The sequence below is a fragment of the Celeribacter sp. genome, from assembly GCF_048270365.1.
Classification (GTDB): domain Bacteria; phylum Pseudomonadota; class Alphaproteobacteria; order Rhodobacterales; family Rhodobacteraceae; genus Celeribacter.
Map to the genome: position 1 here is coordinate 11,812 of NZ_JBLWTA010000006.1, position 13,207 is coordinate 25,018.

Here is a 13,207-nt window from a genome sequence, read left to right on the forward strand (position 1 = left end):
CCCGCATCACTCTGCGGAAACAGCCGCGACGTTGTTCGGATGCGTCGTCCAGTTGGCATAATCGCCCACCGGCTTGCCCGTCCGTTCATCCATCTCGCCTTTTTCAAGCGTTTTCATAGTGATACAGCCCTCGATCGGACAGACATTGACACAAAGATTACAGGCCACACATTCATCGTCCTTGACGGTAAAGGTGCGATCCGGGCTCATCTCAATGGCCTGGTGCGAAGTGTCCTCGCAGGCCGCATAACAGCGTCCGCAGTTGATGCAATCGTCCTGATTGATCACCGCTTTGGTGACGTGGTTGAGGTTGAGGTACTGCCAATCCGTCACGTTGGGCGTGGCCTTGCCAACAAGATCAGACAGCGCCATTTCCTTTTCATCGAGGTATTGGCTCAGCCCCGAAATCATCTCTTCGACGATCTTGAAGCCATAGGTCATCGCCGCCGTGCACACCTGGACATTACCCGCGCCAAGCGCCATGAACTCCGCCGCATCGCGCCAGGTGGTCACACCGCCAATGCCCGAAATCGGCAGTTTCGCCGTCGCCGGGTTGCGGGCAATTTCCGCCACCATATTCATCGCAATCGGCTTCACCGCCGGGCCGCAATAGCCGCCGTGGGTGCCCTTGCCGTCGATCATCGGCTCGGGCGAAAACGCGTCGAGGTTCACAGAGGTGATCGAGTTGATCGTGTTGATCAGGCTGACCGCATCGGCGCCGCCTCTAAGCGCGGCCTCCGCCGGGTACAGCACATTGGTGATGTTGGGCGTCAGTTTCACGATCACCGGAAGGTCGGTCGCCTCCTTGCACCACCGCGTCACCATTTCAATATATTCCGGCACCTGCCCCACGGCGGAGCCCATGCCGCGCTCGGCCATGCCATGCGGACAGCCAAAGTTTAGCTCGAACCCGTCGCAGCCCGTCTCAGCAATGCGCGGAATGATCGATTTCCAGCTCTCCGCGTCACAGGGCACCATCACGGAGGCAATCAACGCCCGATCCGGATAGTCCTTTTTCACCCGCGTCATCTCTTCGAGGTTCACCTCCAGCGGGCGGTCGGTGATCAGCTCGATGTTGTTGAGCCCCAGCAACCGCCGGTCGGCGCCGTGAATGGCCCCATAGCGCGGCCCGTTGACGTTGACGACCGGCGGACCTTCTTCGCCGAGGGTCTTCCAGACCACACCGCCCCACCCGGCCTCAAAGGCGCGGCGGACGTTGTATTCCTTGTCGGTCGGCGGCGCGGAGGCCAGCCAAAAGGGGTTCGGGCTTGTGATGCCACAAAAGGTGCTTGTCAAATCGGCCATGGCTCAGCCCTCCATCAGCTTGGCGTGGATGTCTTCGGCGGCGTCGCGTCCTTCGGACACCGCGGTCACGGTCAGGTCTTCGCCGCCCGAGGCACAATCGCCCCCGGCCCAGACGCCCGCAATCGAGGTGCGCCCCACGGCATCGACCGCGATCTTTCCGCCGGTGATTTCGATCCCCTCCGGCGCACCGTCGAGCGTCTGGCCGATGGCCTTGAACAGCTGATCGGCAGGCAAGCGGAAGGTCTCGCCGGTGCCTTTCAGGCTGCCGCCCTCCTCGGAGGTATATTCGAACTCGACCTCCTCGACCGCGCCCTCGCCGTAGACCGCCACGGGGGCCGCGTTGTAGAAAATCTGCACGCCTTTCGAGGCGGCGAGTTCCTGTTCATACTCGGACGCCGACATGCTGGCGCGGCCCCGGCGATAGACCATCGAGACGTTCTGCGCGCCCAGAAGTTTCGCCTGCACGGCGGCGTCCACGGCGGTCATCCCGCCGCCGATCACCACGACATTGCGGCCCACCGGCAGTTTCGAGAGGTCTTCGGCCTGACGCAGTTCAGAGATGAACTCCACCGCATCGAGCACGCCGTCGGTCTCTTCGCCCTCGGCGCGGAGCGCATTGACGCCCGCCAAACCGATGGCGAGGAACACCGCATCATAGTCGGCCTTCAGCCCCTCAAGCGTCAGACCGTCACCGAGTTTCTTGCCTGTCTCGACCGTGATCCCGCCGATCTGCATCAGCCAATCGACCTCTTTCTGGGCGTAGCCCTCGGGCGCCTTGTAGGACGCGATGCCATATTCATTGAGGCCCCCGGATTTCGGGCGCGCGTCGAAGATCACCACGTCGTGGCCCTTCATCGCCAGACGATGCGCCGCCGCCAGACCCGCAGGGCCTGCGCCCACAACGGCCACGGTTTTACCGGTCGCCTCGGCGCGGGTGTAGGGATGCACGCCCTTCGCCATCAACGCGTCGGTCGCGTAGCGTTGCAGACGGCCGATCTCGACGGGTTTGCCCTCTGCGATCTCGCGCACACAGACCTCTTCGCAAAGCGTCTCCGTCGGACAGACCCGCGCGCACATGCCGCCCAGAATATTCTGGTCGAAAATTGTCTTGGCCGCCGCCTCGGGCGTCCCGGTCATGATCTGGCGGATGAACAGGGGCACGTCGATCGAGGTCGGGCACGCCGTCATGCAAGGCGCGTCATGGCAGAAATAACACCGGTCTGCGGCGACGAGCGCCTCGTGATCGTCGAGCACCGGGTGCAGATCGGAAAACTGCGCGGCATAGCTCTCCTCGGGCAGGCGTCCGGCGGTGATGCCGGGCGTCAGCGGGCTGTTGGTCATCGGGCTTGCTCCCTGTTGGCTTGCTTTTATTGGTGACTCGAGCGTGGCAGGCTTCAATTTTTTATCAAGTGGTAAAATTTATGATCCGGTTATTTTCGGTCTTATCCCGCTCTTCACGCCGCATAATCATGCGCGAGCGCCCAAAACATAGGCAGAGTTTGCGCCATTCTCCCCGGGTCAGGGGCGGTTATCGGGTTTTCACGCAACGTCACAAGGCCTATATACGAACGCAGAAGATCAATCAGCCCGGGCTCGAACGGACCTGCCACATCTGGCACCCAAACGAGACCTGAGCGGCCCAAAACCGAGTTGAACATATGACAAAGCAAAACGACGCCGACGTGGCTTTCATTCAGGCATTGGCAGAACTCCTGAGCGCCAACGAGCTCACCGAACTCGAAGTCATGCGCGAATATGGCGACAATGACAGCCTCAACGTCCGCGTGAGCCGCGCCGCCCCTCAGGTCATTCAGACCGTGGCCGCAGCAGCCCCCGCGCCTGTCGCCGCCGCTCCGGTGGCCGCAGCAGCCGCACCCGCGGCCCCCGCTGCCGACGCAGGTGATCCGGCCAACGATCCGAATGCCGTGCCCTCTCCGATGGTCGGCACCGCCTATCTCGCCGCTGAACCGGGTGCCGCGCCCTTCGTGAAAGTGGGCGACAAGGTTTCCGAAGGTCAGACCGTTCTGATCGTCGAAGCCATGAAGACCATGAACCACATCCCCGCTCCGAAATCCGGGACCGTGAAACGCGTCCTCGTGGACGACGGCACCCCGGTCGAATTCGGCGCCCCTCTGATGATCATCGAATAAGGGGTTTGTCGATGTTCGATAAAATCCTCATCGCCAACCGTGGCGAGATCGCGTTGCGGGTGATCCGCGCCTGTCGTGAGATGGGCATCCAATCGGTGGCCGTCCACTCGACGGCGGACGCGGACGCCATGCATGTGCGGATGGCCGACGAGGCCGTCTGTATCGGCCCGAACAGCTCGGCGCAGTCCTACCTGAACTTCCCGGCCATCATCGCGGCCTGTGAAATCACCGGCGCGCAGGCGATCCATCCGGGCTATGGCTTTCTGTCTGAGAACGCCGCTTTCGTGCAGATCGTCGAAGATCACGACCTGACCTTCATCGGGCCCTCCGCCGAGCACATCCGCCAGATGGGCGACAAGATCACCGCGAAAGAGACCGCCGAGAAACTGGGCATCCCCGTGGTGCCCGGCTCCAAAGGCGGTATCGCCGATGTCGATGCCGCGAAAAAAGCGGCCGCCTCCATGGGCTATCCGGTCATCATCAAAGCAACCGCCGGTGGTGGCGGTCGCGGCATGAAAGTCGCGCTGAACGAAGCCGAGCTTGAGGTTGCCTTCCGCACCGCGCGCTCCGAGGCGAAAGCCGCTTTCGGCAATGACGAGGTTTACATGGAGAAATATCTCCAGAAGCCGCGTCACATCGAAGTGCAGGTCTTCGGCGACGGTCAGGGCGGCGGTGTCCACCTTGGCGAGCGCGACTGTTCCTTGCAGCGGCGTCACCAGAAGGTTTTCGAAGAAGCCCCCGGCCCCTCGATCACCCCAGAAGAGCGCGCCCGTATCGGCGGCATCTGCGCCAATGCCATCGCAGAGATGGGCTATAAGGGCGCGGGCACCATCGAGTTTCTCTACGAGGACGGCGAGTTCTATTTCATCGAGATGAACACCCGCCTTCAGGTGGAACACCCGGTGACCGAGGCGATCTTCCGCCAGGACCTCGTACGCGAACAAATTCGCGTCGCCTCCGGCGAAAAGCTGTCCTTCACGCAGGACGAGTTGCTGCTGGACGGTCATGCCATCGAGGTGCGGATCAACGCAGAGAAGCTGCCGAACTTCACGCCCTGCCCCGGCAAGATCACGCAATATCACGCGCCGGGCGGTCTGGGTGTTCGGATGGATTCCGGGCTTTATGATGGCTATTCGATCCCGCCCTATTACGACAGTTTGATCGGCAAGCTGATCGTGCATGGTCGCGACCGGCCCGAAGCTCTGGCGCGCCTCAACCGCGCTCTGGGCGAGCTGATCGTCGATGGTGTCGACACCACGATCCCGCTGTTCCACGCGTTGTTGCAGGAAGAGGATGTGCTCACGGGCAATTACAACATCCACTGGCTGGAAAAATGGCTTGAGGCCAATCTGGGTTGATCTGATCGCTCAACACTGTTTGAAAGGCCGCGTTCATCGCGGCCTTTTCTTTTGCCCTCACCCACGTCACATTTGCCGCCATGAACCACATCGAACTCACCCCGGAATTGATCCTGCAAGCCTATGCCAATGGGGTCTTTCCCATGGCGGAATCGCGCGAGGATGAGAGCCTCTTTTGGGTCGATCCCCGCGAGCGCGGCATCATCCCTTTGAACGGGTTTCACATCTCGCGCTCACTCGCCCGGCTGATCCGGCAGGACCGCTATCGTGTGAGTTTCGATCAGGCTTTTGAGGCCGTGATGGAGGGATGTGCGGACCGCGACGAAACCTGGATCAACGATACGATTTTCGAACTTTATACCGAGCTGCACGAGATGGGCTTTGGCCATTCTGTCGAGCTTTGGGACGGGGATCGGCTTGTGGGTGGCACTTATGGTTTAGCTTTGGGCACGGCATTTTTCGGCGAAAGCATGTTCTCGCGCGTGCCCAGTGCCTCAAAAATCGTGCTGGCCTATCTGGTCGCGCACCTCAAACGCTCAGGCTTCACGCTCTTCGACACGCAATTCCTGACCGAGCATCTCGCCAGCCTCGGCGGCATCGAAATTCCCCGCTCGCAGTATCGCTCACTCCTGAGCAACACCTTGACAACACGGGCAAATTTCACGGCTCACACGGAGCGCTTGACGCCTCAGGACGTGCTGCAGCTCAGGGGCCAGATGTCGTAACGCGGGTGGTCCATGGCGTTCAAAGCCGGGCTTGAGGCGACCATCCAGCCCGAAAACACAGGGGCCTCGTCGCCTTGGGCGCGGACCACGAGATAGGCATAGGCATTGCCCGAGGGGTTGTCCTCTGGGTAGCGGCAATCGCCCAGAAACACCTCGATCCGGCCGAAAACCTGCGCGCCACCGGTCTCTAGTGTCAGATCGGCGACTTGGCCGGTCAGCTTATCGAGCGCGCGCACCGTGGCGCCGGAGGCGGAGACAACATTTTCCTGCAACTCGGTGGTGATGTCCTTCAGCTCTTGCTGAAAGCCCTCATTGGGCAGGTTTTGCAGGTCTTCAAGCGACAACCCACCAGCCCCAAAACCGCCAACCTCGCCCCCCTCTTCCAAGGGTTGGATGATGATCTCATCGAGACCGGTTTCCAGATCGTCGTTGAACCCGCCGTCCTGCGCCCAGGCGGGCGTGCTCAAGACCATGGCTGCGATGAAGGCCGCGCGACGGATCATTCCGTGGCCCCATCGTCACCGCTGCCGGTCACGAATTTTAGCAGGAGGTTGATCAGGCTCACGGAGCCTTGGGTGTCCGCGATCACTTGGCCGTCCTCGAAATTGAACATCGATCCGCCGGGCACGAGTTCGACGAAATTGCCCCCCAGAAGCCCCTCGGACGAGATCATCGCCGCTGTGTCATCCGGCAGCGCAACATCGCCGTCGAGCGTCAGTTTGGCTTCGGCGCGGAAGGTATCGCGGTTGAGATCGAGCGCCGTGACCGTGCCGATCTTGACGCCAGCGAGACGCACATCGGTGCCGGTCGAGATGCCTTCGGCAGAGCGGAAGGAAGCGGTGAGTTGGTAGTGCTCGGACGCGCCCGCGCCGAACCCGGTGATCTGGCCCGCATAGACCAGAAACCCCAAGGCCAGCGCCACAACGCCTGCGCCCACCGCAACTTCTGTCGGATTTTCGGCCATTATTCGGGCTGCCACGCCTCGTAATCGCGCCGCTCAATCGGCTTGGCCTGACGGATCGAGCCCGCCGGCGCATAGGCGGCCACGGTGCCAGTCAGGTTTTCGACGTGTTCTTTTTCCCAAATCTTGTGCTCAAGCGCCTCATGACCCGGGTGGTTCGCGAAGGTGTGGTGCAGCCAGCCGTGCCAGTCCGGGCTGACCCGGGAGGCTTCGACATCGCCATTGTAGATCACCCAGCGACGGCTATCGTCTTTGTTGCGGTAAAAGGCATTGCCCTGAGCATCTTCGCCGACTTTGATGCCGTGACGCCATGTGAAAAGCTGCGTACCGATAGTTTGACCTTTCCACCAGATCAACGCCCGCAGTGCCGTGTTCAAAATCCCCATGACGGTGTCACCTTTCGAATTTCGCTTGGTTCTTTCTATGAACCATCCGGACGCGGAGGTCCAGAGGGCAGCCGCTGCCCGCCCTGCCTTTTCCTGCTGAAATCCGCTTCACATTCCGGTGGCAAAGCAAAGCCCCGCCGACGGGAACCGCAGCGGGGCTTTCAGATCGTTCGGACGTATCCCTTAGGACGCGGTCTTTTCCTTGGCGTCGTCCTCGGAATAGATCATCAGAGGCTTCGCCTCGGACATCACAGCCTCTTCGTTGACGACCACTTCGGTCACATTGTCCATGCCCGGAAGCTCGAACATCGTGTCCAGCAGGATGTCTTCGAGGATCGAACGCAGACCACGCGCGCCGGTTTTGCGCTCGATGGCGCGTTTGGCGATGGCGGTGAGCGCCTCTTCGGTGAAGGTCAGATCGGTGTCTTCCAACTCGAACAGACGCTGATACTGTTTCACCAGAGCGTTTTTCGGCTGTGTCAAGATGGTGACCAACGCGTCCTCATCGAGATCTTCGAGCGTCGCCAGAACCGGCAGACGTCCGACGAATTCCGGGATCAGGCCGAATTTCAGCAGATCTTCGGGCTCGAGTTCTTTGAACATCTCGCCGACACCACGGTCGTCATCATTTTTGACATCGGCGCCAAAGCCCATCGCGGTGCCTTTGTTGCGCTGCGCGATGATGCGGTCGAGGCCGGCAAAGGCGCCCCCACAGATGAACAGGATGTTCGTGGTGTCGACTTGCAGGAATTCTTGCTGCGGATGCTTGCGCCCGCCCTGCGGCGGCACGGAGGCGACGGTGCCTTCCATGATTTTCAGCAAAGCCTGCTGCACGCCCTCGCCCGACACGTCGCGGGTGATCGAGGGGTTGTCGGATTTGCGCGTGATCTTGTCGACCTCATCGATGTAGACGATGCCGCGTTGCGCACGTTCGACGTTATACTCAGACGCCTGCAAAAGCTTGAGAATGATGTTTTCGACATCCTCGCCCACATACCCCGCCTCAGTCAGCGTGGTGGCATCGGCCATGGTGAAGGGCACATCGAGGATGCGCGCCAGCGTCTGGGCCAAAAGCGTTTTACCGCAACCGGTCGGGCCGATCAGCAGGATGTTCGACTTCGCAAGCTCAATGTCGCCCGCGCCTTTGGCGGCGTGGTTGAGACGCTTGTAATGGTTGTGCACAGCCACCGAGAGCACGCGTTTCGCGGTCGCCTGGCCGATGACATAATCATCAAGAACCTGGCAAATCTCTTTCGGCGACGGCACGCCTTCGGAGGATTTCAGACCCGAGGTCTTGGTCTCCTCGCGGATGATATCCATGCACAACTCGACGCATTCGTCACAGATGAACACGGTCGGCCCCGCAATCAGTTTGCGCACCTCGTGCTGGCTCTTGCCGCAGAACGAGCAGTAGAGCGTGTTTTTGCTGTCACCACCGGACGAATTGCTCATCACATTCCCCTGAGCCTCAGGCTCTCTTGCGTTGTGCTTTGACCTATAGGCCCATCGGGGGCCAGCCGGTCAAAGAGCGATATTTGACAGAGTGTAGGACAGCCGTTTTTCGGGCACAATGGCAAAATCTCTCTGCCCCAACACCCGATTTGACGGCTCTCCCCGAGATTGAAGAGAGGGCGCATCGGCCCGATCAGGCCGAGACGCCCATCATTTTATTCCGCGAGCGGCGCGCGGCTTTCGACGATCTCGTCGATCAGACCGAAGTCTTTGGCGTCTTCGGGCGACATGAAATTGTCACGCTCAAGCGCATCGACGATGGTCTGGAATTCCTGACCCGTGTGCTTCACGTAGATCTGGTTCAGACGATCCTTGAGCTTTTGGGTCTCTTGCGCGTGGATCATGATGTCGGTCGCCTGACCTTGGTAACCACCGGAGGGCTGGTGCACCATGACGCGGGAGTTGGGCAGCGAGAAACGCATCCCTTTTTCGCCAGCGGTCAAAAGCAGCGAGCCCATGGAGGCCGCCTGCCCCATCACCAGAGTCGACACCTTCGGACGGATGTATTGCATCGTGTCGTAGATCGACAGGCCGGAGGTCACGACACCGCCCGGGCTATTGATATACATGGCGATTTCTTTTTTCGGGTTTTCCGCCTCAAGGAACAGAAGCTGGGCGCAGATCAGCGACGACATGCCATCATGCACCGGGCCGTTAAGGAAGATGATGCGCTCTTTGAGGAGGCGCGAGAAGATGTCGTAGGCGCGTTCGCCGCGGCTCGTCTGCTCGACCACCATGGGAACGAGCGTGTTCATATAGGTATCAATCGGATCTTTCATCGGGCCCTGCCTGTTGTGTCGTCTGATGTGTTAGCGCGGAAGTGTTACCCAAGTCTTAGTAGCGGACCGGGGGGGCTGCAAGAGCACCCGGGACCTGTCTCGGAAATCAGCGCTCACCTTCTCGGCAGCGAACTGTGAACATACACGGATCACTCCACGAAAAATCATAAAAAAACAGTTACTTATGAGAAATTCATGCTCTGGTAACCATGTTGGACAAAGCGGCAAAATCAGAGGTGTTGCCGCTTTGCCTCAAATTTAGACAAAATTTTCGTAAAATTTTATCGACCCGTGATTACATGACAGGTCACCCCACCAAGGACGGCAAAGCCACCAAGTGATTGTCCCAGGCCAGACCCGGCACGGCGTTCAGAGGCGACATGCCCTCTTTCAGCGCCAAAAGCGCGCCAAAGCCGTCGGAGCCGAGATAGCCGTCGCCCATCGGCGCCAACCCGCAAATGTCCCCGCGCAGCACGGCGCCCAAGAAGGTGCCATCGGGCGCAAAACGATGCATCCGACCGCCGCGCGGCGAAGTGATTGCCTCCTCGGAGCCATCGCCTGCAAAAGCAATCGAACCCGCGTAGCCCTTCATCGCATATTGTTCGGCCATATCGGCCTCGGGCAAACGCACCTCTTCGCCGCGGCGATGCAACCCGATCAAAGGCACCACCTCCGTCTCATCGCCTTCCCACTGCATGGCAAAGGCGACCTGATCGTCCGCGCCGATCGCGAGGTGGCGGATCGAGTTCTGATGCAGCTCGGGCGCCAGAACCAGCTTTTCTTCGAGGGCAAAACTCGCCGAGAGATAGGCAAGCGAGGGCTCCATCTCGTCGATGTTGAGCTTTTGCCGCCCCTCGCCAATCTCCGGGTGTGTGAAGATGCCCCCATTGGCGACCACCAAAGTGCCATCAGAGAGCGCGCGGATGTCATGCGGACCGATGCCGTGTGTGGCGACTTCACCAACGCGGGCATAGCCCTTGGCGCGATCCCAAATGCCCAAAACGCCCTTTTTCTCGGCGTAATTGTTCTCCGGCGTCACCAAAAGCGCACCCTCGTTCACGAACAACCCATGCCCCATGAAATGCCGACCCTCGGGGGCATCCAGACGATGGGTGATCTTGCCGGTGGCACAGTTCACCACGACGGCAAAAGTGCCTGGACGACGGGCAAAGGCCACGGCCTCAGGCTTGGTCGGATGGGCGGCGGCGGCGTGGCCGCGGGCGGGCAAAGGCGCGCGGAACAGAATCTGGGCTGCCGCGTCCAACCCGTAAAGCGCGTAATCGCCATTGGTGTCCTTGGCCGCACCAAGAAAGGCGGGCGATCCGGCATCGGCCCAGCTCAGGCGGGGCACGAGAGTTGCGGCCAGAGCCGCCTTGAGAAAGTTACGACGTGTGCTCATAGGAATATTTCCAGTTTCTTGTTTTTATTGAGGAAACGGCGGATTTCAATCGCCGCCCTTAGTCGCCATCAGAGGAATTGAACCCGGCGGAGACCCCCAGGGGGGCGCCGACCTCATTGGCGAGATTGCCCATCAGTCCGGTGATATTCTGGCCGATGATCTCGATCTTCAACCGCCCCATAGGATCGCCCGCGCCCGCGAAAGACGGATCATTCAGCGCCTCCGTCAGGGCGATGGTTTTCGCGAAAGCCTCCTCCGAGAGCGGCATCTCGCCCGGCGCAAGGTTCCGCGCCAGATCGCGGGCGGCTTCGAGTTGCAGGATCACATTGCGCTCGGAGCGACCGGAGCGGCGCGCCTCGGCGCGTTCGGGACGCGGTTTGTCAAAGGTGCCGATGGGCCGTCCGATGCGCTGATCCTTGGTGTTTTCCAAAGACGAAAGCAGCATGGTGTAAAGTGCCTGAACGCTTTCCTCTTGCGTCAGATAAAGCGGCTGAGGCGCCTCCCCGGCCATCAAAAGCGTCTGGGCGAACCCGTCGGGCGCGATCCATTCCTCTTTGATCTCCGCCGCCATTCGGTGCAGGTCGTGGGTGATGGCTTGGACGAGGTGGCAGGAATAGCTATCGTCGGCATAGCCGTCGAACTGATCGTCAAACAGCATATATTCCAGCGCAAAGAGACCGCGCACGGCGATGGAGGCGTCGGCGAAGGCCTCGGGCGTCTCGACCACAGGGTCCCGATCCGCGATATAGCCCGAAAGCGTGCGCGGGATCATGCCCTTTTTGTCGGGCCAAAAGGCGATGGCGAGGATGCGGCCGTTTTTCTCAATCGGCCCCATATGCAGATGTTGCAGCCCCATCCAGGCATCAAAAGCCACGTCATAGGCGGGTTTCACATTGCCCGGCAGGCAATTGGCCTCAGTGACATCCGCCAGAAACGCCGTCGCGACATCAAAGCGGTCCACCGCAGGGATGGTGTGCTGATTCACCGCGCGGCTCAACGCTTCGTCCAAGGGCGTGGCCATGGCAGGCGCCAGAGGCACAGATAGGGCCAGAGAAAAGCAAAGAGCCGTGAAATAACGCATGTGGGTTCCCCTAGAGGCTTTCGAGAAAACGAAGGAGTGCGGCGCGATCCTCAGAGGGCATCTCCACCACGGCGTCGCGGGCCCTTTGGGCCTCGCCGCCATGCCAGAGCACCGCTTCCAAGAGCGTGCGCGCACGTCCGTCATGAAGGTAGGTCGTAGGCCCTGAAACGCGCGCCGTCAAACCGATCCCCCACAAAGGCGCCGTGCGCCACTCCCGGCCGGTGGCGCGATGTTCGGGGCGATGATCGGCCAACCCCTCGCCCATGTCATGGAGCAACAGGTCGGTGTAGGGCCAGATCAGTTGGAACGAGCGTGGGGCGTCGTCCTTGTCTGTGAGCCGCGCGGTGACGTATTTCGGGGTATGGCAGGCGGCGCATCCGGCCTCGGAGAACATCTCTTTGCCGCGCAGGACCTCTGGATCATCCACGTCGCGACGCATGGGCACCGCCAAGTTTCGGGCGTAAAACGTCACCAAATCCATGCCGGTCTGGTCGATCTCATCGCCGCGCACGTCGCCCGCGCCGTGGGGAGCCGCGAGGCAGTCCACCTGTTCCGCCGTGCAATCGCCCGCAGGCGCGCGGAAGAGCGGAGAGGAAATGCCGATGTCGCCGTGAAAGGCCGCAGCGGATTGTTCTTCGACTGTCGGCTCGCCCGCTTTCCAGCCGAACCGCCCCAACATGGGCGCATCAAAATGCCGTGACCAGACCATGTTGGGCCGCCCGGAGATGCCGTCACCGTCACGATCCTCGGGGTCGGCCAGTGCGAGAATGTCTTCGGAGGGAATCGCCTCCAAAAGCCCCAGCCCGATCATCGGATTGGCGATCCGAGGAGAGAGTTGCAACTCGTCGGGCAGAGGCCCGTACCCCGGATTGCTGATGCTGTACGTCGGGTGTCGCAGGCTCACCACCTCACCGCCCGACAAGGTGATAGGAATCTCCTGATAGCTGATCTCCATCCGGCCTTCGGGGGCGAAACCAACCAGCGCCAGGTCCTGCAACTGGCCGCCATAGCCCGGCACGGGGCGGGTGCGTGGCGTGGCGCTCTGCCCGTCGAGTTTGGCCAGATAGGTCTCAAGCTCACTCAGAGGCGCGTCACCCGCAGGCACCGAGAGGCGCAGGAACATCGAGGTGCGGTCGTCGTCCCCGTGCTCCGGCGGATGGCCGCGCCCGTCGTTGACGTGGCAACGCTGGCAGGAGCGCGCATTATAAAGCGGCCCCAAACCGTCGGAGGCTTTGGTGGAGGACGGCGAGGAGACCCAGAGCTTGGCAAAGAGCGCATTGCCCAGTTCGAAATCGAGTTTCTGCTCGAAGGGCAGCGTCGCGGGCGGCAAGGAGAACGCCGTGTCATCGCCCGGATCGGCGACGGTGCCCGCGCCGCCTTGGTTGGTCTCGAAGGCTTCGGGTTTGGTGAAATCCGCCGTAGGTGCGATGACGGCGGCAATCCGCGCACGCTCGGCCGCCGTACGGGGTACGGTGGACAGATGCGGATCAGTTGTCGGGCCAGGAAGCAGAAGTTGGTCGGCAAAGGCACCCTGCCCCATAAGGGACAGGG

Annotated in this window: 13 protein-coding genes; 3 read left to right on the forward strand and 10 right to left on the reverse strand. The window is 61.1% G+C overall.

The window, feature by feature from the left end; genetic code table 11:
- Positions 1-6: 6 nt before the first annotated feature.
- Both preA and ACN0X0_RS09690 read right to left on the reverse strand, forming a co-directional pair.
- The gene (gene preA, locus ACN0X0_RS09685; protein ID WP_417278989.1) at positions 7-1,305 is read right to left on the reverse strand and encodes an NAD-dependent dihydropyrimidine dehydrogenase subunit PreA; all 1,299 of its coding nucleotides are present in this window, start codon (positions 1,303-1,305) and stop codon (positions 7-9) included.
- 3 nt (positions 1,306-1,308) lie between these two features.
- Positions 1,309-2,646, reverse strand: a complete 1,338-nt coding sequence (locus ACN0X0_RS09690; protein ID WP_417278990.1) for an NAD(P)-dependent oxidoreductase — start codon at positions 2,644-2,646, stop codon at positions 1,309-1,311.
- Between the two features lie 317 nt (positions 2,647-2,963).
- Here ACN0X0_RS09690 and accB point away from each other — a divergent pair, with 317 nt between their 5' ends.
- The 3 genes from accB to aat all read left to right on the forward strand — a co-directional run bounded on the left by accB (position 2,964) and on the right by aat (position 5,538).
- Positions 2,964-3,455, forward strand: a complete 492-nt coding sequence (gene accB, locus ACN0X0_RS09695) for an acetyl-CoA carboxylase biotin carboxyl carrier protein (protein ID WP_417278991.1) — start codon at positions 2,964-2,966, stop codon at positions 3,453-3,455.
- An 11-nt stretch (positions 3,456-3,466) separates the two neighbouring features.
- Entirely contained in the window at positions 3,467-4,813 is a 1,347-nt protein-coding gene (accC, locus tag ACN0X0_RS09700; RefSeq protein ID WP_417264362.1) for an acetyl-CoA carboxylase biotin carboxylase subunit, read from the forward strand.
- 80 nt (positions 4,814-4,893) lie between these two features.
- Complete coding sequence (aat, locus tag ACN0X0_RS09705) at positions 4,894-5,538, forward strand: leucyl/phenylalanyl-tRNA--protein transferase (RefSeq protein ID WP_417278992.1); 645 nt, start codon at positions 4,894-4,896, stop codon at positions 5,536-5,538.
- Here the strand turns inward: aat and ACN0X0_RS09710 are convergent.
- The 8 genes from ACN0X0_RS09710 to ACN0X0_RS09745 all read right to left on the reverse strand — a co-directional run bounded on the left by ACN0X0_RS09710 (position 5,502) and on the right by ACN0X0_RS09745 (position 13,196).
- Positions 5,502-6,041, reverse strand: coding sequence for a DUF2155 domain-containing protein (locus ACN0X0_RS09710; RefSeq protein WP_417278993.1), 540 nt, complete (start codon positions 6,039-6,041; stop codon positions 5,502-5,504). The two genes, aat and ACN0X0_RS09710, sit on opposite strands and share 37 nt — an antisense overlap.
- A complete protein-coding gene (mlaD, locus tag ACN0X0_RS09715) occupies positions 6,038-6,502 on the reverse strand; it encodes an outer membrane lipid asymmetry maintenance protein MlaD (protein WP_417264359.1) in 465 nt (154 codons plus the stop codon). Before mlaD ends, ACN0X0_RS09710 begins: the two co-directional genes overlap by 4 nt.
- Complete coding sequence (locus ACN0X0_RS09720) at positions 6,502-6,885, reverse strand: NADH:ubiquinone oxidoreductase subunit NDUFA12 (RefSeq protein ID WP_417264358.1); 384 nt, start codon at positions 6,883-6,885, stop codon at positions 6,502-6,504. The genes mlaD and ACN0X0_RS09720 overlap by 1 nt, the downstream gene beginning before the upstream one ends.
- 183 nt (positions 6,886-7,068) lie before the next feature.
- Positions 7,069-8,337, reverse strand: coding sequence for an ATP-dependent Clp protease ATP-binding subunit ClpX (gene clpX / locus ACN0X0_RS09725; RefSeq protein WP_417264357.1), 1,269 nt, complete (start codon positions 8,335-8,337; stop codon positions 7,069-7,071).
- 215 nt (positions 8,338-8,552) lie between these two features.
- Positions 8,553-9,176 (reverse strand): ATP-dependent Clp protease proteolytic subunit, encoded by a 624-nt coding sequence (locus ACN0X0_RS09730; RefSeq protein WP_226550294.1) that lies wholly within the window; start codon positions 9,174-9,176, stop codon positions 8,553-8,555.
- Between the two features lie 307 nt (positions 9,177-9,483).
- The gene (locus tag ACN0X0_RS09735) at positions 9,484-10,575 is read right to left on the reverse strand and encodes a DUF1513 domain-containing protein (RefSeq protein WP_417278994.1); all 1,092 of its coding nucleotides are present in this window, start codon (positions 10,573-10,575) and stop codon (positions 9,484-9,486) included.
- 58 nt (positions 10,576-10,633) lie between these two features.
- Complete coding sequence (locus tag ACN0X0_RS09740; RefSeq protein WP_417278995.1) at positions 10,634-11,656, reverse strand: imelysin family protein; 1,023 nt, start codon at positions 11,654-11,656, stop codon at positions 10,634-10,636.
- Between the two features lie 10 nt (positions 11,657-11,666).
- Positions 11,667-13,196, reverse strand: a complete 1,530-nt coding sequence (locus ACN0X0_RS09745; protein WP_417279157.1) for a di-heme oxidoredictase family protein — start codon at positions 13,194-13,196, stop codon at positions 11,667-11,669.
- Positions 13,197-13,207 lie beyond the last annotated feature (11 nt).